This window comes from Mycobacterium yunnanensis, from assembly GCF_025823185.1.
Taxonomy (GTDB): Bacteria; Actinomycetota; Actinomycetes; order Mycobacteriales; family Mycobacteriaceae; genus Mycobacterium; species Mycobacterium yunnanensis.
Window position 1 is genome coordinate 689,579 of the sequence record NZ_JACKVK010000011.1, and the last position, 22,599, is coordinate 712,177.

A 22,599-nucleotide genomic window follows, 5' to 3' on the forward strand; every position below is an offset into this window, starting at 1 on the left:
CGTGCTCGTGCCTAGCTGCGGCCAACCTCGAAGCGGACGAACCGGGTGACGGTCAATCCGGCGTCTTCGATCAGCGCCTTGACGCTCTTCTTGTCGTCGGAGATGGCCTGCTGCTCCAGGAGGACGACGTCCTTGAAGTAGCCGGTCAGACGACCTTCGATGATCTTGGGCAGGGCCTGCTCGGGCTTGCCCTCCTCGCGAGCGGTTTCCTCGGCGATGCGACGCTCGTTGGCGACGGCCTCGGCGGGAACGTCCTCACGCGTGAGGTACTTGGCCTTCATCGACGCGACCTGCAGCGCCACGGCGTGCGCCACCTCGGGGTTGCCCCCGGTGTACTCGACCAGCACGCCCACCGCGGGCGGCAGGTCCGAGGACCGCTTGTGCAGGTACGCCTCGACCGTGCCGTCGAAGTACGCCACGCGACGCAGTTCGAGCTTCTCGCCGATCTTCGCCGACAGGTCGGCGATGAGCTGCTCGACGGTCGTGTCGCCGACCTTCGCCGCCTTGAGGGCGTCGACGTCGGTCGCCTTGGACTCGGCAGCGGCGTCGACGATCTGCGCGGCGACGGACTGGAACTCGGCGTTCTTCGCGACGAAGTCCGTCTCTGAGTTCAGCTCGATCAGCGCGCCGCCCTTGGCAGCGACGAGCCCTTCGGCCGTGGCACGCTCGGCGCGCTTGCCGACGTCCTTGGCACCCTTGATGCGCAAGACCTCGACGGCCCGCTCGAAGTCACCGTCGGCTTCGACCAGGGCGTTCTTGCAGTCGAGCATGCCCGAGCCGGTCAGCTCCCGAAGTCGCTTGACGTCGGCAGCGGTGTAGTTCGCCAATTTTCTCTCTCCTACGAAGATTCAGTGGTCGTCTCGGTGGCGACCGGTCCCGCCTCAGCGGGAGCAGCCGCCGGTGCGGTGGCGGTGGCGAGCAGTTCCTGCTCCCACTCCGCCAGAGGCTCGGCGCCACCCTCGGCAGCGCCCTTGTCGGCGCCGGCACCCGAGCGGGCCTTGAGACCCTCGGCGACCGCGGAGGCGATCACCTTGGTCAGCAGTGCGGCCGAGCGGATCGCGTCGTCGTTGCCCGGGATCGGGTAGTCGACGAGGTCGGGATCGCAGTTGGTGTCCAGGATCGCCAGGATCGGGATGTTCAGCTTACGGGCCTCGGCAACGGCGAGGTGCTCCTTGTTGGTGTCGACGACCCAGATCGCCGAGGGCACCTTCTGCATGTCGCGGATACCACCGAGGCTGCGCTCGAGCTTGTTCTTCTCGCGCGTCAGCATCAGGATTTCCTTCTTGGTGCGACCCTCGAAGCCACCGGTCTGCTCCATGGCCTCGAGTTCCTTCATCCGCTGAAGGCGCTTGTGCACGGTGGAGAAGTTGGTGAGCATGCCGCCGAGCCAGCGCTGGTTGACGAACGGCATCCCGACTCGGGTGGCCTCGTCGGCGATGGACTCCTGCGCCTGCTTCTTGGTGCCGACGAACATGATGCTGCCGCCGTGGGCGACGGTTTCCTTGACGAACTCGTACGCGGTGTCGATGTAGGTCAGCGTCTGCTGCAAGTCGATGATGTAGATGCCGTTGCGGTCGGTGAAGATGAACCGCTTCATCTTGGGGTTCCATCGACGGGTCTGATGCCCGAAGTGCGCGCCGCTGTCCAGCAGCTGCTTCATTGTCACGACAGCCATGGTGGCTTTGTCCTTCTTCAGTCGGTTGCCGTCCGGTGTCGGGTGACGCCGGACCCTGGCGCCCGTTGCGTGCCGGACCCGTGTCGCCACGGGACCAACCGGCATGCATGTGCAACCTTGGGAAATCGAGGCTGCGGCACGGGCGCGCGAAGTCAACCCGTTCACACGGATTGCGGGACTGAGTTTACACCGTTGACATGCATGCTCTTGCCACGCGCGGATGTGCGGCGGCCGGTTCATCCACAGGCGCCCGCCTACCCCCTTCCCAGCCGCCGGCCGGCGAGCTGAACTGGTGCGATGAAGTCGACGGCCGTCCTGTTGTGTCTCGGACTGCTCGCCGCCGCCCCCGCGTACGCGGACGGCGACCGGCTGGGCTGGCCGCTACGACCCCGTCCGGCCGTGACCAGGGCCTTCGACGCACCTGCTCAGAATTGGAACCGGGGGCACCGCGGGGTGGATCTCGCCGCGGCGGCGGGCCAGACCGTCCACGCCGCGGCGGCGGGCACCGTCGTATTCGCCGGTGAGCTGGCGGGACGGCCGTTGGTCTCCATCGCCCACCCCGGCGGGCTGCGGACCACCTACGAGCCGGTCGACGCGGCCGTGCGGGTGGGTCAGCTCGTCGACGCAGGCAGCGTGGTGGGCGTCGTGCTCGCCGGTCACCCCGGTTGCGGGGCCGCGGCGTGCCTGCACTGGGGTGCGATGTGGGGTCCGGCCTCGCGCGCGGACTACGTCGACCCGCTCGGCCTCGTCGTCACTGCTGAACTTCGGCTCAAGCCCGTGGATGCGCCTGGTCGTGCACCGCGCGCAGCCGCGCCACGGTGACGTGGGTGTAGAGCTGCGTGGTCGCCAGCGACGAGTGGCCGAGCAGTTCCTGGACGACGCGCAGGTCGGCGCCACCCTCCAGCAGGTGCGTCGCCGCGCTGTGTCTTAGCCCGTGCGGTCCGATGTCGGGGGCACCGGCGACGGCGGCCATGGTCTGGTGCACGACGGTCCTTGCCTGCCGCGGGTCGATGCGTCCGCCCCTGGCGCCCAACAGCAGGGCCGGTCCTGAGTGCGGGGTGGCCAGGGCGGGCCTGCCGTCGGTGAGCCAGGCGGTGAAGGCTCGAAGGACGGGTTCACCGAAGGGCACGGTGCGCTGTTTGTCACCCTTGCCGAGCACGCGCAGGACTCGTTGGCCGGCGTCGACGTCGTCGACGTCGAGACCGCACAGCTCGCTGACGCGAATCCCGGTGGCGTACAACGTTTCCACGATCAACCTGTCGCGCAACGCCATCGGATCGCCCTGCTGCGCGCCCGAGGTGGCGGCATCCATCGCGTCGAGGGCCTGATCCTGACGGAGCACGGCAGGCAGCGAGCGCCGCGCCCGCGGCACCTGTAGCCGCACCGCCGGATCGCCGTCCATCAGTCCCCGCCGCGACGCCCAGGCGGTGAAGGTCTTGACCGCCGAAGTGCGCCGGGCCAGCGTCGTACGCGCGGCACCCGTGGCCGCCTGCGACGCCAGCCACGATCGCAGGACCGGAAGCGACAGCCCGTCCAGCGACGGGTCCCCGCCGACCCGTTCGCCGAGGAAGGCGAACAGCGAGCGCAGGTCACCGAGGTAGGCACGGCGGGTGTGCGCCGAGCGGGCGCGGTGCAGGGCGAGGTACTCGTCGAACTCCTCGAGCACCACTTCGACCGCCGCCGCCACTCCCTTACGGTGACAGACCGGTCCCGGCGTCACCCGCCGCAGCAGTTCGTGTCCCGAATTCGAGACCACACGGTGACGTGACGCGGCTAGGGCGACACCGCCGTGCTGGCCGGATCGATCATGATCTTCGCGTGCGTCTCCGGATCGCCAAGGGCGTCGAACGCCGCTTCCACTCCGTCCAATCCGACGGTGCCGGTCAGCAGCGGCGAACCGTCGACCTTGCCGTCGGCCAGCATGTGCAGCGTGTCGCGGAATTCCAAGGGGGTGTAGCCGAATACGAAGCGCAGGTCGACTTCCTTGCTGATGGCCATCGCGGGCCGCAGCTTGTCCTCGCCCATGCACACGCCCACCACCACGACGCGGGAGTTCAGCGGTGCTGCCGCGACGACCCCGTCGATCATGCCGGGCACGCCGACGCATTCGAAGATCACCGGCCGCTTGGGCCCGGCCGCGCCCAGGGCGTCGGCGGCCCGGTAGACATGCGACCACCCCGGCAGCTTGCGGAGCTTCTCCATCGACCCCATGCCCAGTTCGTAGAGCGCCGGGGCGCGGGTGATCATGCCCTTGGACCCCGCGCGTTCGTACGGCGAGTCCACTGCCGGGTCGACCACGACGTCGGCACCGCACCTGGTCGCGAGAGCCCTTCGGCCTGAGGAGAAGTCGCTGGCGACCACGGTCTTCACCCCGGAGGCCTTGAGGTGGCTGATCACCGCCAGCCCGACCGGACCGCACCCGATCACGATGGCGACGTCGCCCTTGCCGATCTCGCTGCGCCGCACCGCGTGCAGGGCCACGGCCATCGGCTCGGTCAACGCGGCGACGTCGGCGGGCAACCCGTTGGGCACGACGAAGCTCATCGCGGCCTCGGCGACCACGCGCTCGGCGTACCCGCCCGGCGCCAGCGGTGAGAGCCCGGTCAGGTGTACGCCGCCGGCTGCCCGCACCAGAGGGAACGACACCACCAGGGTGCCGACCGTGAACTCCTTGCCGACGCCCTTGCCGCGTTCGGCGACCTCGCCGGAGAACTCGTGGCCCATCACCACCGGGGTGTCCGACCGCATGAAGTCCTCGTAGCCCACCGCGGTCATGACGTCCCGCAACTCGCCGGCGTGGTGGCGGGCATGCAAATCGGAACCGCAAATGCCACAACGCTTCACCTCGAGGACGAGCTGCCCCTTCGCCGGTCGGGGATCGGCGGCGTCGACGACCTCCAGCGCACCGTCCAGGCAACGGACCGCCCTCATCGGGTGCCCTCGGCCGCATCGACCCGGCGCAGGGCGTCGGGTACGAGGTCCTTGAGGGAGCCATAGCCGTCCACGGCCATGATGAGATCCGCCTCGGCGAGCAGCGAACGCAGCACGTGCACCGCGCCGTCGACGCCGCCAAGTGCCATGCCGTAGGCGTACGGCCGTCCGACGCCGACCGCGGTGGCGCCGAGCGCCAACGCCTTGACGACGTCGGCACCGCTGCGGACGCCCGAGTCGAACAGGACGGGCGCCCCGTTGGCGGCCTCCACCACGCCCGGCAGGGCGTCGATCGCGGGCAGTCCACCGTTGGCTTGGCGCCCACCGTGGTTGCTGCAGTAGATGCCGTCGACGCCGCCGTCGAGCGCTCGGCGGGCGTCGTCGGGATGCTGGATGCCCTTGACCAAGAGCGGCAGCGTGGTCAGCGATCGCAACCATGGCAAGTCGTTCCAGGACAACCGGTTTCCGAAGACCGAGATCCACTTGAGGATCGCGGCCTGAGGGTTCTCCTCGGGAGTCTGGGCCAGCGACGCGCGGAAGACGGGGTCGGCGAAGTAGTTCGAGAGGCAGTGCCCGCGCAGCTGGGGAAAGTTCGACGTCGTCAGATCGCGCGGACGCCAGCCGGGGATCCAGGTGTCCAGCGTGACGACGATGCCCTTGTATCCGGCGGCCTCGGCCCGCGACACCAGGCTGGCCGCCAGGTCGCGGTCGGTCGGGGTGTAGAGCTGGAAGAAGCCTGGGGTGTCACCGAATTCGGCCGCGACGTCCTCCAGCGGGTCGGCCGTCAGCGTCGACGTCATCATCGGTACGCCGGTGCGGGCGGCCGCCTTGGCCGCGGCCAGGTCACCGTGGCCGTCTTGCGCGCACAAGCCGATCACCCCGATGGGCGCCATGAACAACGGCGACGGCAGGCTCAGCCCGAACAGTTCGACGGAGAGGTCGCGTTCGGCGGCCCCGACGAACATCCGGGGTATCAGTCCCCAGCGTTCGAAGGCGGTGACGTTGACCCGCTGCGTCCGCTCGTCCCCCGCGCCACCGGCGACGTAGGACCACACCGACGGGGCCATCGCGGACTGGGCCTTGGCCTCCAGTTCGGCGAACGCCATCGGGTAGGACGGCAGGACCCCGGAGAGGCCCTGAAGGTAGATCTCGAGCTGATAGTCACCGAATGCCATGGGCCAAGCCTGCCAGTCCGGCTCAGCTGGCGGACCCGGACTCCGCTTTCGCCAGCTCGGCCTTCCACTGCCGGAAGGTCTCCTCCGTGCGACCGCGCCGCCAGTACCCGGAGATCGACGCCCACTTCGCGTCGACGCCGCGTTCCTTGCGGATGTAGCCGCGCAGGTTGTGCATGACGGCTTGCGCCTCACCGTGGACGAACACCTGCACCTGACCTGGCCGCCACAGGGCTTCCTTGACGGCCTCGATCAGCGGCGCGTGGTCGCCCGCCTGCTCCTCGGGGACCAGGTCGGCGCGTCCGCCGCGGTAGATCCAGCGGATCTGCACGCCCTCGGGCGCGACAAGTTCGATCTCGTCGTCGGGGCCGCTCACCTCGACGAAGACGTAGCCGACGGCGTCCGACGGCATCGCCTCCAGCGCCGCGCTGATGGCAGGCAGCCCGGCCTCGTCACCGGCGAGCAGGTGCCAGTCGGCGGCGGGGTCGGGCGCATAGGCACCGCTGGGTCCCATGAGGTAGGCGGGGTCGCCGGACTCGACCGACGCCGCCCACGGGCCCGCCACGCCGTGTTCGCCGTGGACGACGAAGTCGATGCTGATCTCTTCGCGTTCGCGGTCGACCTTGCGCACCGTGTAGGTCCGCACGACGGGCCGGTGGGCCTCGGGCAGGTCGGCGAAGCTGTCGAGGGTCAACGGTGTCGGCAGGCTCGACACGTCGGTGCCCGAACGCGGCAGCACGATCTTGACGTAGGCGTCGGTGAAGTCGTTGGGCGTGAACGTGGTGAAGCCACCGCCGAGCACCAGTCGGATCATGTGCGGTGTCAGCTGTTCGGTGCGCACCACCTCGAAGGTGTGGATCGGACGTGCGGCCACGGTCACCTCTTTGCAGTCGTCGGTTGGCGACCTTCGACTATACGAGCGGCCGGGGCCTAGTGGCCGGCTACCGTGCGAGCACGCTCGCGGTGTACTTGGGCTGAAAGTCCGTCGTCAACAAGGCGCCGAAGTTGTCCTCCCGGTTGCCCCGGTTGGCGGTGTCGACGTCGCGGATGCTGTAGACGAACGCCGGTCCGGCCCAGCTGAAGGCGCTCAGTCCGGCGAACACGTCGAGGATCTGCTTGGCCTGCTCCTGCTGGCTGACTCCCTCGGCGCCGGGATCCGAGGTGGGCGCGCCGAGCTCGGTCATCCAGATCTTCTTGTTGCCGTCACCGTTGCGCGTCATCACGTCATGGGCCCTCGGGAGGTCCGACCAGGCGTTCTCGGGATCCCCGGCCAGACCGGTGGGAAAGACGTAGGGGTGCATGGCAGCTGCGTCGAAGTAGCCCTTGGCCCCGTTGGCGTACATGTCGTTGAGGAAGTTGGGCGGTCCGTCGGCGCCGACGGCGCGACTCAGACCCGCCGAGATCACGGTGCTGTTCGGCTGCACCGCCTTGATCGCCGGGTACGCGGCCTTCAGCAGACCGACGTAGACCGCGGGGCGATTGTCGGCGTAGCCGAGGAACCCCGGCAGGTTGGGCTCGTTCCAGATTTCCCAGGCGCTGACGCGATCGCGGTAGCGCGTGGCGACGGCCGCGGCGAAGGTGCCGTACTCGGCGGGGTCGACCGGCGGGGCGTAGAGCGGGGCGCCCGGCGCCCTGGCCCAATCCGGGGTGTTGACGATCATCGCCAGCACCTGCATGCCCCGGCTGCGGGCGCCGTCGATCCAGTGGTCGACATAGCCCCAGTCGAACTCGCCCTTCACCCTCTCGATGGCGGCCCAGTCGACGTGCACTCGCATCCAGCGGGCGTTGGTCTGTGCGGCCGCGTCGAGTTCGCGGTCGGCGTCCCCGGGGCTCATCCAGATCTGCGAGGCGCCGACGCTGAACCCGTAGCCACCGGGGGGCGCCGCCGGCGCGGCGTTGGCCACCCGCGATCCCGCCACCTCGATCGAGGTGAGCAGGAACACGGCGGCCACGAGTAGTGCGAGGGCGCGGCGACCACTGACGTCCAGGCTGAGCATGGGGTCAACCTACCGGAGCACGATTTGCCACCTCCCCTCGTGCCGACGTATGAGGCCGGCCAGCTCCAGCGTGGCCAGTGGCCCGAGCAGGTCGGTCGGCGGTACACCGGCGGCCACTGCGAGTTCGTCGACGGTCCTGGCGGCGCGCGGCGGGAAGGCGTCGTAGGTACGCAACTCGACGTCGGTCAGGCCGTCCAGCGGTGAGACGGGATGGTCGGGTTCGGTCGCGAGTTCACCAGCGGCCCCGACCACTTCGACGACTTCTTCGACGCGCGTGACGAGCAGCGCTCCGTTCCTGATCAGCACGTGGCACCCGGCCGAGGCCGACGACGTCACGGGGCCTGGGTAGGCGCACACCGGCCGCCCGAGGGCCTGCGCCCACGACGCGGTGTTGGCCGCCCCGCTGCGCAGCCCCGCCTCCACCACGACCGTCGCCCCCGAGAGGGCGGCGACCAGGCGATTACGGGTCAGGAACCGGTGCCGCGCCGGCCGCACGCCGGGTGGGTACTCGCTGACCAGCAGTCCCTGCTCGGCGACGCGGCGCAACATCGCGGTGTGGGCCGACGGGTAGGGCACGTCGACCCCGCCGGCGAGGACCGCCACAGTGAGGCCTTCGGCGCCGAGCGTCGCCCGGTGGGCGACACCGTCGATCCCGAAGGCTCCGCCGGAGACCACCGCGACGTCGCGTTCGGCGAGCCCGGCTGCCAAGTCCGCGGCCTGATGCTCCCCGTACATCGTCGCCGCGCGCGTCCCCACGATCGCGCAGGAGCGCTCGGCGACGTCGGCCAGCGAATCCTCCCCGATCACCCACAGCACCATCGGCGCGACGCCGGTCGGCCGATCACACACCGGAGTCCCCCTGAACGAGGTGAAGGCCAGCAGCGGCCACTCGGGGTCGTCAGGGGTCACCAGACGACCACCCAGCCGGGCGAGCGACTCCAGATCCTCGGCGGCACAGTCGACCTCGCGCCGCGCTTCGGTGATCCGCCGCAATTTCTCGTCCGTCACCCGACCACTCTTGATCTGCCGCGCCGCCTCGACGGGTCCGAGGTCGGCCACATACGCCGACAGTTCCCGCGACGGCGGTTCGACGACACGCGACAGGTAGGCCCACGCGCGGTCCTCGGCGCTCATCGCGCACCCCCGGCCTGCCGGAAGCTCAGCGCGGTGTTGACGTCCTCCAGCACGGGCATCGTGCGGCCCTTCAAGTCGGCGAGCGTCCACGCCACCCGCAGTGTCCTGTCCACACCCCGAACGCTGAGATCACCCTTGTCGAGGGCGGATCGCAGTGGTGCCATCACCGTCCGGTCGAGACGGAACCGGCGCCTCAACAGCGGTCCGCCGACCTCGGCGTTGGTGCGCACGCCGTGGGGCGCCCACCTCGCCGCCGCCGCGTCGCGGGCCGCGGCCACCCGGGCTCGCACCGCAGCCGAGGACTCCCCCTCCTCGGAGCCGATGGAGCCCGAGGGAACCGGATGCACGTCCACCCGCAGATCCACGCGATCCATCAGCGGACCGGACAGCTTGCCGAGATATCGCCGCTTGACGACCGCAGGGCAGACGCAGTCACTGGACTTCGCCGTCGCGCACGGACACGGGTTCGCGGCCATCACCAGCTGGAACCGGGCCGGGTACTGCGCCACCCCGTCACGGCGGGCCAGCCGAATCACGCCGTCCTCCAAAGGAGTTCGCAGAGCTTCGAGCACGCTGGTGCCGATCTCGGCGCACTCGTCGAGGAAGAGCACTCCGCGGTGCGCGCGGCTCACCGCCCCGGGTCGCGCAAGACCAGACCCGCCGCCGACCATCGCGGCGACGGTCGAGGTGTGGTGCGGTGCGACCAACACCGGCCTGGTGATCAGCGGCGTGCGCCCCGAGAGGAGGCCGGCCACCGAGTGGATGGCCGTGACCTCGAGTGACTCCTCGTGGGTGAGCGGCGGCAGCAGACCAGGAAGGCGCTGCGCCAACATGGTCTTGCCGACTCCCGGCGGCCCCGTCAGCAGCAGGTGATGGGCGCCTGCGGCGGCGACCTCGACGGCGAACCTGGCGTGTGTCTGGCCGACGACGTCGGCGAGATCGGCGACCGGTTGGTCCTCGGCCGCCACCTCGGCCACGCGATCGTCGAGAGCGCCCTTGCCTGCCAGCCACGCCTGCACCTGGCGCAGCGTCCTGGCGCCCCACACGTCGATGCCGTCGACCAGGCTGGCCTCGGCCAGGTTGTCGATCGGCACCACGACCGACGGCCAGCCCTCCCGCTTGGCGGCCAGCACCGCGGGCAGGACGCCCTTCACCGCCCGCACCCGTCCGTCGAGGGCCAACTCACCGAGCAACACCGTCTTGTCCAGGCGCGCCCACGACGTCTTCTTCGCCGCCGAGATCACCGACATCGCCAAGGCGATGTCGTAGACCGAGCCCATCTTCGGCAGGGTGGCCGGCGACAGGGCCAGCGTCAGTCGAGTCTGCGGCCAGTCGTTGCCGCAGTTGGTGATTGCCGCGCGCACGCGGTCCCGGGATTCCTGCAGCGCCGCGTCGGGCAGCCCGACCAGGTGCACCCCCGGCAGCCCGTTGGTGATGTCGGCCTCGATCTCCACGATGGTGCCGTCCACTCCGCGGACCGCGACGGAGTACGCCCGTCCCAGCGTCATCACCCCACCGCCCGCAGGTGGGTGATCTCCGGTGTCGGGCCACGCCCGATCCGGACACCGACCACGTCGATGCGCATCGTCGACCAGCCGCGGTCCTGGTCGGCCAACCACACCCCGGCCAGGCGGCGCAACCGCCGCAGCTTCTGCGGGGTCACCGCCTGCTCGACACCCCCGAACCGGTCGGTGGTGCGCGTCTTGACCTCGACGAAGACCACCGCCCCGGCGGCGGGGTCGGTGACGATCACGTCCAGCTCGCCGTAGCGGCACCGCCAGTTGCGGGTCAGCACCTGCAGCCCGTGCGCGATCAGGTAGTCGACCGCGAGCTGCTCACCGAGAGCGCCGAGTTGGGCGCGGGTCCACGTTTCCGTCATGCCCACACCGTGCGGGACCGCACCGACAGCCGAGCCCGTCGCCGGGCACGTCATCCACAGACGCCCGTTCGTCCACAGGCGCGGCGCCTAGAAGCTGGAGAAGTCGGGGACCTCGATGCCGTAGGCGGCGTTCTCCTCGGGGCTGGCGAGCACGTAGCCGTATTCGTGGGACTTGGCGACGAAGTTCGCGATCTCCTCGGCCGTGGGGGGAGCCATGTCGTCGGTCACGGGTCGGCCCGTCTCCTCGAAGAATCGCCCGAGGCGCGGGGTGGTGACGATCAGGTCCACGGCAGGTTCGTCGGTGACGTTGCGGTGCGAGTGCCAGGCCCGACCCGGGACCCGGATGTAGTCACCGGCGTGGGCGTCCCGCCAGGACAACACCCCGTCGTCGTCGGCGACGAGCACCTGCTGGGTGCCGGAGAGGATGAGGAAGTCCTCGGCGTCGGCGTGATGGTGAAGCGGCACGGACGATCCCGGCGGGACGACACCGCGCAACACCCAGAATTCGGGTGCCCTGCTGACGATCTGCACCAGCCCGCCGAAGCAGTCCAGCAACGGGCCCGGCGCCGAATCCGCGAGGGCGGCGAAGATGGCGCTGTGATCGGTGGCGTCGGACATGTCGCTCCCAGGTGGTCGTGACCCGGTCGGGTCGATGATCGGTCACAGGGGGAAACGTGCGACGGACGGCGAGTCATTACGCGTCGTCGACGGTGGCCTCGGTTGAACCGCGAGTGGGAATTCCATGGCGAAAACCAGCTGAAAACGCCGCAGGATTCACACTCGGCGCGCGGCGGGTCCCTACGACCGCCGTGCCATGATGTGCGCCATGGCGAGCCGACCGCACCACCGGGCACTCTTGTCCGCACTCCCCCTCGCCGTGGCCGCGCTGACGGCAGTGGCCTGCGACTCCGGCACCGTGGTCAACACCGACGAGCCCCGGCCCACCACCGAGACCAGCACCACCCCGCCGCCCCCGCTGGCGAACCGGCCCACCAACGACGCACTCGTCAACGCATTCGACTACGCCGCACCTGGGGCCGACGGGCAGACCGCCTACTACTTCACCAGCCCCAGCAAGCGGTGGGACTGTGCGATCGTGCCGCGCGTCGCCGCGGGCTGCCAATCCTCGACCGGGTCGACGATTCCGATCACGGGCGCCCCAGACACGGTGACCGGACCCGACGGATCCGAGGCCGCGCCCAACGCCATCCAGGTGGGCCGACTCGGCGACGCGGGATTCGCCACGCTGGCAGCTCCGGGGTACTCGCCAGATCCCGGCCCCGCCACGGTCCTGCCCTTCGGCAAGGTGCTGATCGTCTCCGGCTTTCGGTGCAACGTGCAGGAGGCGACCGGGATTTCGTGCGCCAGTGAGGTGTCGGGCAACGGATTCACCTTCAGCGCAGACGCTTTCACGCTGCAGTACACCGATCTGCCCGCCTAGGTACTCGCGAATGCCGGAGGGTTGAGCCGCGCGAACCCTTCCTGCCGGTGGTAGGGGAAGTACGGATACGGCGCCTCGCGCGCGCTGACCGCGTCGAGCCGGGCCACCTGCTCGGCGCTCAACGCCCACCCCACGGCGCCGAGGTTCTCCGCCAGCTGTGCCGCGTTGCGCGCGCCGACGATGACCGACGACACCGTGGGTCTGCGCAGCAACCAGTTCAGGGCCACCTGGGGCACGGTTCGGCCGGTCTCGGCGGCGATCGCGTCGAGTTCGTCGACGACCTCGAACAGCAGGGCCTCGTCGACCGGCGGGCCCGCCTGCGCGGTGGCGTGCAGCCTGCTGGTGTCGGGCAACGGGGTGCCGCGCCGGATGCGCCCCGTCAGACGTCCCCAGCCCAGGGGGCTCCACACCAGGGCGCCCACGCCCTGGTCGGCCGCCAGCGGCATGAGTTCCCACTCGTAGTCGCGCCCGACCAGGGAGTAGTACACCTGGTGCGCGACGTACCGCGACCGGTGGGCGGCGTCGGCGGCCGACAGCGACTTCATCAGCTGCCAGCCCGAGAAGTTGGACACCCCGGCGTATCTGATCTTGCCCTGGGCGACGAGCAGGTCGAGGGTGGCCAGCACCTCGTCGACGGGCACGTGTGCGTCGAAGGCGTGCAGCGAGAACAGGTCGACGTAGTCGGTGCCCAGGCGCCGCAACGCGTTCTCCACCGCCTCGACCAGGCGCGAGCGCGACGTGCCGGCTTGGCCCGGTCCGGCGCCAAGGGGCAGACCGGCCTTGGTCGAGATCAGCACCCGGTCCCGCCTGCCCTTCAGCGCGCCTCCGAGCACTTCTTCGGACGCGCCGTCGGAGTAGACGTCGGCAGTGTCGAACAGCGTGATCCCGGCGTCCAGGCACGCGTCGACCATGCCTCGGGCCTCGTCGACGTCGACGGTTCCCCACGCGCCGAAGAAGTCGCCCCGGCCCCCGAACGTCGCTGCGCCGAAGCTCAATTCGGAGACGACGAGTCCCGAATCGCCTACCTGTCGATAGTCCACGTCAACTCCTAAATGAGACGATGTTCCCGTTAGCAGACGGTAACACCGGATCGAGCTTAATGACACCCCAGTCCCCTTTACCATGGACTAGTGACGACGAGCAGACCCGGCGGACGTACCGCGGCGGTACGGCAGGCGGTCCTGGGCGCGACGGCCGACCTCTTGGTCGAATCCGGCTTGGAGGGAATGGAATTGGCCGCGGTGGCGCAGCGCGCCGGGGTGGGCAAGTCGACGGTCTATCGGCGCTGGGGATCGGTTCCGGCACTCGTCGCCGACCTGCTGGTCGACATGGCCGACACCTCGTCACGTCGTCCCGCCACCGGTTCCCTGGAGAACGACCTGCTGGCCGCCGCTCGGCTGATCCGGCGGACGCTGAACGACGAGCGCCAAGGTCCGCTCTTCAAGGCGGTCATCGCCACCGCGACCTGCGACCCGGCCACCGCCGACGCGCTGGCGACCTTCTACCGCAAGCGCGTCGACGAGGTGTCGTCCGTCGTCACCGAGGCGGTCGCGCGCGGCGAGGCCCCGGCGGGGGTCGACGGCCGCGAGGTGATCCGCCATTTGTCGGCGCCGCTGTATTACCGGTTCCTGACCGACACCACCCCGATCACGGCCGCCGACGTCCGTCGTTCGGTGGCGCTGACGATCGCCGGGATGCGCACGGGCGTCTTCGGCTGACTACTCGGCCAGCGCCTCGAACAACGACGCCAACTGGCTGGGCGACAGGTCGACGCCGCACTGAGTCTTGACGTCCTTGAGGGGCTGGACGATTCGCTGCAGGTCGAGGAACTCGCCGGGGTGGGCCAGGAAGTACCCGCGCACGGACGACCGCGCGACCTCCGGCGGCTGGCTGGCCGCGGCGGTCAGCACGTCGTCGGCGGCCGGATGGGCGTCGAGGTAGCCACCCGCCTCGTTCAGCACGCCACTGGCCGTCTGCGCGAACCCGCTGGCCTTGCACGGGACGGCACCGGCGACCGGAAGGACGCCGGCTCCGGCGACGACGAGCCCGATTGCACACGCACCGACGAGACCGGTCGCGCCGCGGCGCACGAGGGAGGAGGTCATGGGTGAGTCCTAACGTGTCGGGCCTGCCGGATTTCAGTCAACGTACAGAACCGGGGACCCGTCGTCCCGGCAACGAAACTTCTCGCCGACCCACCCGGGTATGTTGCTTAGGTAACCCTCACCTCGACGACGACAGCCGGGCCGCGACCCGGACGGAAGGGATGTACTCGATGCGACCACCCTGGAAGCGGATGGGCGTTCTGCTCGCCGCGCTCGCGCTCGTCGCGAGCGCGACGGCATGTTCCTCGTCGTCCGACGACTCCGACGGGCTGCTGATCTACAACGCCCAGCACGAGTCGCTGACCAAGGAGTGGATCGATGCGTTCACCAAGTCCACCGGCATCAAGGTGACCTACCGCCAGGGCGGCGACACCGAGCTGGGCAACCAGCTGATCGCCGAGGGCGCCTCGTCACCCGCCGACGTCATCCTCACCGAGAATTCGCCGGCGATGGCCGCGGTGGAGAAGGCCGGCCTGTTCGCCGACGTCGACCCCGCCACCGTGGCCCAGGTGCCCGCGCAGTACCGGCCCGCCACCAACAAGTGGACGGGCGTCGCCGCGCGCACCACGGTCTTCGCCTACAACACGTCCAAGCTCACCGAGGCCCAGCTGCCGAAGTCGATCATGGATCTGGAGAAGCCGGAGTGGAAGGGTCGCTGGGGCGCACCGCCGGTCAAGCCGGACTTCCAGGCCATCGTGGCCGCCATGCTCGACCTCACCGGTGAGCCGGCGACCTCGGCGTGGCTAGCGGGCATGAAGTCGGACGCGGAGATCTTCCAGGACAACATCGCCACACTGCGGGCAGTCAACGCCGGCGAAGTGGACGGCGGAGTGATCTACCACTACTACTGGTTCCGCGATCAGGCCAAGACCAAGGAGATCAGCGGCAACACCGCCCTGCACTACTTCCGCGGCCAGGACCCGGGCGCCTTCGTCTCCATTTCCGGTGGCGGCGTGCTGAATTCGAGCAAGAAGAAGGACCAGGCCCAGAAGTTCCTGGCCTTCGTCACCAGCAAGGCCGGACAGGAAGTGCTCGAGAAGGGCACGTCGTTCGAATACCCGGTGGCCAGCGGCGTGCCCGCCAACCCCGCGCTGGTACCCCTTGCCGACCTGCAGGCGCCCGCGGTCAACCCGTCGGACCTCGACGCCAAGAAGGTCACCGACCTGATGACCAAGGCCGGCCTGCTCTAGATGATCACCGACACGGCTGCCCGCCCGGCGTCCGTCGACGCCGGGGGCCGCCGTCCCGGGCCTGCGCTCGTCGCCATCGTGGCGGTGCTCGTCGCGGCGACCTTCGTGCCCCTGGGGTACGTCGCCTGGTCGGTGGTGAGCACCGGGCCCGCCGAGGTCTACGACCTCGTTGCCCGCCCGCGAGTACTCGAATTATTGGTCAACACAGTCGGTCTCGTTGTCGTGACGGTGCCGCTGTGCGTCGTGCTCGGCGTCGGTGCGGCGTGGTTGGTGGAACGCACCGACGTTCCGGGACGGGCGATGTGGCGACCGCTGCTGGTGGCACCGCTGGCGGTCCCCGCGTTCGTCAACAGCTACGCCTGGGTCAGCGTCGTGCCGTCGCTGCACGGCTTCTGGGCCGGCGTGCTGGTCGCGACGACGTCGTACTTTCCCTTCGTCTACGTGCCCGCCTCGGCGACGCTACGCCGCCTGGACCCCGCCATGGAGGAATCGGCGCGCGCGCTCGGCTCCAGCCCCGCAGGCGCCTTCTGGCGAGTGGTGTTGCCCCAGCTGCGTCTGGCGATCCTCGGTGGCGGGCTGCTCATCGGGGTGCATCTGCTCGCCGAGTACGGTGCATTTGCGATGTTGCGCTTCCCCACGCTCACCACGGCCATCTTCGAACAGTTCCAGGCCACCTTCGACGGCGCTGCGGGCAGCACGCTGGCCGGCGTGCTGGTGCTGCTGTGCCTGCTGCTGCTGGCCGCCGAGGCAGGTGCGCGCGGTACCGCCCGATATGCCCGCATCGGCTCGGGCGCCGCCCGGCATGTGTCCCCGCATCGGCTGGGCGCCAAGACGTTTCCGAGTTGGACCGCGCTGGCCCTGCTGACCGTCCTGGCCCTCGGCGTCCCCACCTGGACCATCGTCCGCTGGCTGTGGATCGGCGGCTCTGGCGTGTGGAACCTCGGCGAGATCGCCTCGACGACCACCCAGACCGCAGGTCTGGCCGCCGTCGCCGCGGCAGCGACGACGGTGCTCGCCTTCCCCTTCGCCTGGGTGGCCGTGCGGTACCGCGGTGTCCTCGCCCGGTTCGTCGAGGGCTGCAACTTCGTCACCAGTTCCATGCCCGGAATCGTCAGCGCCCTGGCCCTGGTCACCGTCGCCATCCGCGTCGTGCCGCCGCTGTACCAAACCGTCACCCTCGTCCTGGCCGCCTACGTCCTGCTGTTCATCCCCCGCGCCATGGTCAACCTGAGATCCGGCCTGGCGCAGATCCCGCCGGGCATCGAGGAGGCGTCGCGATCCCTCGGGGTGTCCCCCGCCCGCACGTTCCTGCGTGTCACGCTGCGCCTCACCGCCCCCGCTGCCGCAGCGGGGGCCTCCCTGGTGTTCGTCGCCGTCGCCACCGAGCTGACCGCCACCCTGCTGCTGGCCCCCACCGGCACCAACACGCTGGCGATGCGGTTCTGGTCGCTGAGCAGCGAATTGGACTATGCGGCCGCCGCTCCCTACGCCCTGCTGCTCGTCGCGCTGTCGGTGCCCGTCACGCTCGTCCTGTTTCGTCAGTCGACCCGGGCGGCCGCGCTGTGAGCACTCACGCACTCGAGATCACCGGCTTGGCAAAGGGTTTCGACGGTCAAGGGGTCCTGCACGGCGTCGACCTGTCGGTACGACCCGGCACGGTCACCGCGGTCGTCGGCGCGTCGGGATGCGGCAAGACCACGCTGCTGCGGTTGGTCGCCGGGTTCGAGACACCCGACGCGGGAAGCATCGCCATCGCCGGCCGCACGGTCGCCGAGGCCGGCCGGTGCGTGCCCGCACACCGCCGCGACGTCGGGTACGTCGCCCAGGACGGCGCGCTGTTCCCCCACCTGACGGTCGGACAGAACGTCGCCTACGGACTCGAGGGCAGCGCGCGCAGCACGCGCGCCCGGGTTCACGAACTGCTCGCCACCGTGTCGTTGGACCCGGCGATGGAACGCCGTCGCCCACACCAACTCTCGGGCGGTCAACAACAACGCGTGGCGCTGGCAAGGGCGCTGGCCCGTGAGCCCGCCCTGATGCTGCTCGACGAGCCGTTCAGCGCGTTGGACACCGGCCTGCGCTCCTCGACCCGTACCGCGGTCGCCCGGCTGCTCGCCAAGGCAGGAGTGACGACGCTGCTGGTCACCCACGACCAGGAGGAGGCCCTCTCGATCGCCGACCAGGTCGCCGTGATGCGCGACGGCCGCTTCACCAGGGTCGGTTCACCACGGGAGGTGTACCTCGCGCCCGGGGACGTGTTCACCGCCGAATTCCTCGGTGACTGCGTGCTGCTGCCCGCCACGATCACCGCCGGAGTGGCCGACTGCGCGCTAGGCCGGGTGCCGGTGCGCGACGGCGCCGCCGACGGCGCGGCAACCCTGGTGCTGCGGCCCGAGCAGCTCGTCGCCACCACCGTCGACGACGGCGACCAAGGAGAGCGCCTCGGCACGGTGTCGTCCTCGGAGTTCCGCGGACGCGACGTACTGCTGGTCGTCGACCTCGGTGCTGGCGAGCCGATCACCGTGCGACAGCACGGAATCGACCCTCCCGGGGTGGACGCCAAGGTGCGCGTCGACGTGGTCGGCACCGCCGCGGTCCTCGACGAGCGGCCGTGATGTTCACTGCGCTCGTCGAGCACCTTGCCTCCCGCGGCAACCACGCCGCGCTGCTGACCGACGACCGGCTGATCTCCTACCGCGAGTTGGCCGACAGGGTTGCCGCCAGCGCGTCCGAGCTGGGCTCGCGGCGCCGGCTCGTCATGCTGGAGGCCCGCAACGACGTCGACGCCGTCGTGCACTACCTCGGCGCACTGGCCGGCGGTCACGTCGCGCTGCCCGTGTCCGACGGCGCCGACCACGCCGCCATGGTCGACCTCTACGACCCCGACGTCGTCGTCCGCGACGGCACGGTGCACCACCGCCACGGCCCCGCCCATGATCTGCATCCCGACCTCGCGCTGCTGATGTCGACCTCGGGCACCACCGGTTCACCCAAGCTGGTGCGGTTGTCGCGGACGAACCTGGCCGCCAACGCCGACGCCATCGCGACCTACCTCGACGTGCGACCGACCGACCGGGCCGCGACGACGTTGCCCCTGTCCTACTGTTACGGCCTGTCGGTGCTGCACAGCCATCTGCTGCGCGGCGCCGGACTCATCCTCACCGATCACTCCGTCGTGGAGGACCGCTTCTGGGAGCTCCTGAAACGCCATCGCGGCACGACGTTCGCGGGTGTGCCCCACACCTTCGACCTGTTGGACCGCATCGGTTTTCACGACATGTCGCTGCCGCACCTGCGCTACGTCACCCAGGCCGGGGGGCGACTGGCCCCCGACGCGGTCCGCCGGTTCGCCAGCCTCGGCAGGAGCCAGGGCTGGCGACTGTTCGTGATGTACGGCGCTACCGAGGCGACCGCGCGAATGGCCTACCTGCCACCCGACCTCGCCCACGACAACCCGACGTCGATCGGCGTACCCGTCGACGGCGGACGATTCGAGCTCGATCCGGTCGACGAGATGGCCGACGGCACCGGCGAATTGGTGTACCACGGGCCCAACGTGATGATGGGCTACGCGCAGTCCCCCGGCGATCTCGCGCTTGGCCGCACCGTCGACGCGCTGCGCACCGGCGACCTCGCCCGCCGCACGCCCGACGGGCTGTACGAAGTGGTGGGCCGCCTCAGTCGCTTCGTCAAGCTTTACGGTCTGCGCATCGACCTGCAGCGCGTCGAGGCAGCGCTGCGGACCGCGGGCGTGGACGCCGTCTGCACCGACGGTGACGGCGTCCTGCTGGTGGCCGCCACCGAGAGTCTTGCGGGCGCCGACGTCGCCCAAGTGGCCGCCCGCGCCTCCGGACTGCCCCGCTCGGCGGTCCGCGTCCTCGAGGTCGACGAGATCCCGCGGCTGCCGTCCGGCAAACCCGATCTGCGCGGCGTGCGCGCGCTTGCCGAACACACCACGACGTCCGACGCACGAGCGCTCGACCTTCGCACCTTGGTCGCCGACGTCCTGCACCTCGACCCGGCGACGGTCGACCCGCGGGCCAGCTTCGTCGACCTCGGCGGCAATTCGCTGTCCTACGTCGCCATGTCGGTGCGCCTGGAGCGCGCCCTTGGCCATCTGCCCGCCGACTGGCCGCGGATGCCCCTGCGTGACCTGGAGGCCTCGCGCCGCGACCGCCGGCGATGGGGCACCACCCTCGAGACCAGCGTCGCGCTGCGCGCCGTCGCCATCGTCTTGGTCGTCGGATCGCATGCCGGGCTGTACACCCTGTGGGGCGGTGCCCACGTACTGCTCGGCATCGCCGGCTACAACTTCGGCCGGTTCTGCCTGACTCCGCTGCCGCGCGCCCAACGGGTTCGGCACCTGGGCAGCACCCTCGCGTGGATCGCGGTGCCGTCGATCGTCTGGGTCGCCGTGGCGCTGGTGATCACCGACGACTACACCGCGTCGAATCTGTTGCTGGCCAACAAGTTCCTGGGACCAGACGACAGCATGACCGCCGGCAGGCTGTGGTTCGTCGAAGTCGTCGTGTGGATTCTGGTCGCCCTCGCGCTGCTGTGCGCGTCACCGGTGGCCGACCGGGTGGAGCGCCGCTGGCCCTTCGCGTGCGCGTGCGCGGTACTGGCCGCCGGGCTGCTGATCCGCTTCGACGGCTTCGGGTTCGGGCGCGACGCGTGGTTCACCGTGCTGGCGTTCTGGTTCTTCGCCGTCGGCTGGGCGGCGTCGAAGGCGTCGGCCGGGTGGCAGCGCGCCGCCGTGACCGCGATGCTCGCGGTCGGCATCGTCGGCTACTTCGGAAACTCACACCGCGAGCTCCTCGTGTTCACCGGTCTGGCACTGCTGATCTGGTTGCCCGCGATCCGTTGCCCTTCGGCGCTCACGGTGGTGGCCGGCGTGGTGGCCGAAGCCTCGCTGCTGATCTACCTCGTGCACTATCAGGTGTATCCGCTGTTCGGCGAGCACCGCCTGCTGGGCGTCGTCGCATCCCTGCTCACCGGGATCGCCCTGACGATGCTGCTGACCGTGGCGCGCAAGCGGATCGGCCCCCGGCTACCCGGTGTCGGCGTCACTGCTCCCGCTCGGCGATGAGACCTTCCTGAGCAAGCGTCGCGGCGATCGAACCGTCGGCCCCCACCAGACTGCCGACGATGACGCCGCGGCCGCGCGCCGCCGCGGGCGACCTCGTCTCCAGCAGGTTCCACCGGTCGGCGTGCACGGGGCGGTGAAACCAGATCGAGGAGTCCGTCGTGCCGCTGCGATGGGTTCGGGCCACCATCGAATGGCCGTGCACGGCAAGCGCGGGGTCGATCATGTACACGTCGCAGACGTAGGCCGCGATCACCGAGTGCAGCAGCGGCTCCTGCGGAACGTCCACCACGACCCGCCACCACAACCGCCGGACGAACTCTCCCGTCGACCGGTCGTCGACCACGCGCACGTCGATCTCGTCCAACGGCATCGACGGGGCGGGCCCCGGAGGGCCCGTGCGTGGCAAGGTCTCCGGATCCTCCGGCATCGAGTCCCGGTGGCCGTGGTCCGGTCCGGGCAACGGCAGCGCGAACGAGACGGTGGCCGTCGTCGTCACCCGGCCTGCTTGGCTCGAGACCACCCGGCGTGACGACGCCGTGCGGCCGTCGAACACCCGCTCCACGGCGTACTCGACCGGGTCACCGGCCTCACCGCCGCGCAGGAATTGCAGGTGCATGGTGGTCGGCAGCTTGGCGGGCTCGACCGTCCGCGCCGCGACGGCCAGCGACTGCGCCATGAACTGCCCGCCGAATGCGCGTTTACCCTCGGGCCCGCTGGCGGCGCCGGTCCACGCGTCCTGCCCACCGGCCGATCGGACGTCCAGCAGCCGCAGCAGCGCACTCACGCGACGGTCCCGGCGGCGACCAGCCGGTCGATCTCGGCGTCGGACAGCCCGAGCCGGTCGCGCAGCAGCTCGACGGTGTGGTCGCCAAGGGCGGGGGCGGCCACCGCGGGGCGGTGATGGCCGTCGACCGCCAGCGGCAGGCCGGGGGCCAGGTACTCGCCGATCCGCGGCTGGTCCAGAACGCGGAACAACGGGTTGTCGGTGACCAACGGGGCGGCGGCGGTCTCGGCGAACGTGCGGTAGCGCTCCCACAGGATCGACGTCGTCGACAGCGCGCCGGCGACCTCGTCGGCGGTGTGGCCGGTGAACCACACCGTGAACAGGCCGGTCAGCGCGTCGCGGTGACGGTAGCGCTGCCCCTCGTCGGTGAAGTCCGCCCCGATCGCATCACCAAGTGCGGCAACGGCCTTCGTCGTGCCGGTCATCTCCGTCAGATCCCGGAAGTGGCGCCCGGTGAGCGCGACGACCATGAACGACGCCCCGTCGGCGCTCGTGAAGGCCTGCCCGTACTGGCCGTAGATCGAGTTGCCGATGCGCTCGCGGGCCACGCCGTTGACCATGGCCTCGGTCAGGAAGCTCAGATTGCCCGCAGTGGCGAGCGCGACGTTCTCCAGCGCGACGCTCGTGCGCTGACCCTCCCTGGTCGCGTCGCGGTGCCGCAATGCGGTGGTCACCGCGAGCGCCACGTACAGCCCGCAGGTGACGTCCCAGGCGGGCAGCACGTGGTTCACCGGATCCGCCAGACCGGGCGGCCCCGTCACCGCCGGGAATCCGAGCCCGGCGTTGACGGTGTAGTCGACACCGGTGCCCCCGTCGGCCCGTCCCGACACCTCGACGTGAATCAGGTCTGGGCGCATCTCGACGAGCGCGTCATACGAATGCCACTGCCGCCCAACGGCATTGGTGATGAGCACACCGGAGTCGACGATCAGCCGGGCGATGAGCTCCTGCCCCTCGGCCGAGCGGCCGTCCACCGCCGCCGACTGCTTGCCCTTGTTCAGTCCGGCCCAGTAGATGCTCTCGCCACCCTCGGTGAGCGGCCACCGCCGGTAGTCCGCGGCGCCGCCGACGGGGTCGACGCGGATCACCTCCGCCCCCAGCTGCGCCAGGGTCATCCCGGCCAGCGGCACGGCGACGAAACTGGAGATCTCCACGATTCGCACGCCGGCCAAGGGACGAGCGGCATCCGAGGGTCGCGTCAC

The 22,599-nt window shown here is 70.2% G+C and carries 22 protein-coding genes; 7 read left to right on the plus strand and 15 right to left on the minus strand.

Going from position 1 to position 22,599, the window contains the following annotated elements; translation table 11 throughout:
- Positions 1-11: 11 nt before the first annotated feature.
- A complete protein-coding gene (tsf, locus tag H7K45_RS23090; protein WP_263998308.1) occupies positions 12-827 on the minus strand; it encodes a translation elongation factor Ts in 816 nt (271 codons plus the stop codon).
- Positions 828-838: 11 nt separating this feature from the next.
- Positions 839-1,675, minus strand: a complete 837-nt coding sequence (gene rpsB / locus H7K45_RS23095; RefSeq protein ID WP_263998309.1) for a 30S ribosomal protein S2 — start codon at positions 1,673-1,675, stop codon at positions 839-841.
- 297 nt (positions 1,676-1,972) lie between these two features.
- On the opposite strand from rpsB, the gene H7K45_RS23100 reads away from it, so the two are divergent.
- Positions 1,973-2,497 carry a M23 family metallopeptidase gene (locus tag H7K45_RS23100; RefSeq protein ID WP_263998310.1) on the plus strand — a complete coding sequence of 175 codons (525 nt, stop codon included), beginning with the start codon at positions 1,973-1,975 and terminating at the stop codon, positions 2,495-2,497.
- On the opposite strand, the gene H7K45_RS23105 is transcribed toward H7K45_RS23100, so the two are convergent.
- The 9 genes from H7K45_RS23105 to H7K45_RS23145 all read right to left on the minus strand — a co-directional run bounded on the left by H7K45_RS23105 (position 2,445) and on the right by H7K45_RS23145 (position 11,406).
- Positions 2,445-3,344, minus strand: coding sequence for a tyrosine recombinase XerC (locus H7K45_RS23105; protein ID WP_372512626.1), 900 nt, complete (start codon positions 3,342-3,344; stop codon positions 2,445-2,447). The genes H7K45_RS23100 and H7K45_RS23105 overlap by 53 nt on opposite strands.
- A gap of 104 nt (positions 3,345-3,448) precedes the next feature.
- Positions 3,449-4,606, minus strand: coding sequence for a zinc-binding dehydrogenase (locus tag H7K45_RS23110; RefSeq protein WP_263998312.1), 1,158 nt, complete (start codon positions 4,604-4,606; stop codon positions 3,449-3,451).
- A complete protein-coding gene (locus tag H7K45_RS23115) occupies positions 4,603-5,781 on the minus strand; it encodes an alpha-hydroxy-acid oxidizing protein (protein WP_263998313.1) in 1,179 nt (392 codons plus the stop codon). The genes H7K45_RS23110 and H7K45_RS23115 overlap by 4 nt, the downstream gene beginning before the upstream one ends.
- 22 nt (positions 5,782-5,803) lie before the next feature.
- Positions 5,804-6,652: a siderophore-interacting protein gene (locus H7K45_RS23120; RefSeq protein ID WP_263998314.1), complete on the minus strand. Its 849-nt coding sequence runs from the start codon at positions 6,650-6,652 to the stop codon at positions 5,804-5,806.
- A 67-nt stretch (positions 6,653-6,719) separates the two neighbouring features.
- A complete protein-coding gene (locus H7K45_RS23125; RefSeq protein WP_263998315.1) occupies positions 6,720-7,775 on the minus strand; it encodes a glycoside hydrolase 5 family protein in 1,056 nt (351 codons plus the stop codon).
- Between the two features lie 9 nt (positions 7,776-7,784).
- Positions 7,785-8,909, minus strand: coding sequence for a DNA-processing protein DprA (gene dprA, locus H7K45_RS23130; RefSeq protein WP_263998316.1), 1,125 nt, complete (start codon positions 8,907-8,909; stop codon positions 7,785-7,787).
- A complete protein-coding gene (locus H7K45_RS23135; RefSeq protein ID WP_263998317.1) occupies positions 8,906-10,417 on the minus strand; it encodes a YifB family Mg chelatase-like AAA ATPase in 1,512 nt (503 codons plus the stop codon). The genes dprA and H7K45_RS23135 overlap by 4 nt, the downstream gene beginning before the upstream one ends.
- Positions 10,417-10,788 carry a YraN family protein gene (locus tag H7K45_RS23140; RefSeq protein WP_263998319.1) on the minus strand — a complete coding sequence of 124 codons (372 nt, stop codon included), beginning with the start codon at positions 10,786-10,788 and terminating at the stop codon, positions 10,417-10,419. The genes H7K45_RS23135 and H7K45_RS23140 overlap by 1 nt, the downstream gene beginning before the upstream one ends.
- A gap of 87 nt (positions 10,789-10,875) precedes the next feature.
- On the minus strand, positions 10,876-11,406 hold the full coding sequence (locus H7K45_RS23145) for a cupin domain-containing protein (RefSeq protein WP_263998320.1): 531 nt from the start codon (positions 11,404-11,406) through the stop codon (positions 10,876-10,878).
- 208 nt (positions 11,407-11,614) lie between these two features.
- Here H7K45_RS23145 and H7K45_RS23150 point away from each other — a divergent pair, with 208 nt between their 5' ends.
- A complete protein-coding gene (locus tag H7K45_RS23150; RefSeq protein ID WP_263998321.1) occupies positions 11,615-12,229 on the plus strand; it encodes a hypothetical protein in 615 nt (204 codons plus the stop codon).
- Here H7K45_RS23150 and H7K45_RS23155 read toward each other — a convergent pair.
- Positions 12,226-13,269: an aldo/keto reductase gene (locus H7K45_RS23155; protein ID WP_263998322.1), complete on the minus strand. Its 1,044-nt coding sequence runs from the start codon at positions 13,267-13,269 to the stop codon at positions 12,226-12,228. The two genes, H7K45_RS23150 and H7K45_RS23155, sit on opposite strands and share 4 nt — an antisense overlap.
- A 90-nt stretch (positions 13,270-13,359) precedes the next feature.
- On the opposite strand from H7K45_RS23155, the gene H7K45_RS23160 reads away from it, so the two are divergent.
- Positions 13,360-13,947 (plus strand): TetR/AcrR family transcriptional regulator, encoded by a 588-nt coding sequence (locus tag H7K45_RS23160; RefSeq protein ID WP_263998323.1) that lies wholly within the window; start codon positions 13,360-13,362, stop codon positions 13,945-13,947.
- On the opposite strand, the gene H7K45_RS23165 is transcribed toward H7K45_RS23160, so the two are convergent.
- Positions 13,948-14,334 (minus strand): heme-binding protein, encoded by a 387-nt coding sequence (locus H7K45_RS23165; RefSeq protein ID WP_263998325.1) that lies wholly within the window; start codon positions 14,332-14,334, stop codon positions 13,948-13,950.
- Positions 14,335-14,504: 170 nt separating this feature from the next.
- Between H7K45_RS23165 and H7K45_RS23170 the strand changes: the two genes are divergently transcribed.
- From H7K45_RS23170 to H7K45_RS23185, 4 genes are read left to right on the plus strand one after another with little or no spacing between them, the layout of a single operon-like run.
- Entirely contained in the window at positions 14,505-15,524 is a 1,020-nt protein-coding gene (locus tag H7K45_RS23170; protein ID WP_263998326.1) for an iron ABC transporter substrate-binding protein, read from the plus strand.
- Positions 15,525-17,090, plus strand: a complete 1,566-nt coding sequence (locus H7K45_RS23175; protein ID WP_263998328.1) for an ABC transporter permease — start codon at positions 15,525-15,527, stop codon at positions 17,088-17,090. It abuts the gene before it with no gap.
- Entirely contained in the window at positions 17,087-18,139 is a 1,053-nt protein-coding gene (locus H7K45_RS23180) for an ABC transporter ATP-binding protein (RefSeq protein ID WP_263998331.1), read from the plus strand. Before H7K45_RS23175 ends, H7K45_RS23180 begins: the two co-directional genes overlap by 4 nt.
- On the plus strand, positions 18,139-20,613 hold the full coding sequence (locus H7K45_RS23185) for an AMP-binding protein (protein WP_263998421.1): 2,475 nt from the start codon (positions 18,139-18,141) through the stop codon (positions 20,611-20,613). Before H7K45_RS23180 ends, H7K45_RS23185 begins: the two co-directional genes overlap by 1 nt.
- Here the strand turns inward: H7K45_RS23185 and H7K45_RS23190 are convergent.
- Positions 20,591-21,397 carry an acyl-CoA thioesterase gene (locus H7K45_RS23190; protein ID WP_263998333.1) on the minus strand — a complete coding sequence of 269 codons (807 nt, stop codon included), beginning with the start codon at positions 21,395-21,397 and terminating at the stop codon, positions 20,591-20,593. The two genes, H7K45_RS23185 and H7K45_RS23190, sit on opposite strands and share 23 nt — an antisense overlap.
- Positions 21,394-22,599, minus strand: coding sequence for a CoA transferase (locus H7K45_RS23195; protein ID WP_263998335.1), 1,206 nt, complete (start codon positions 22,597-22,599; stop codon positions 21,394-21,396). The genes H7K45_RS23190 and H7K45_RS23195 overlap by 4 nt, the downstream gene beginning before the upstream one ends.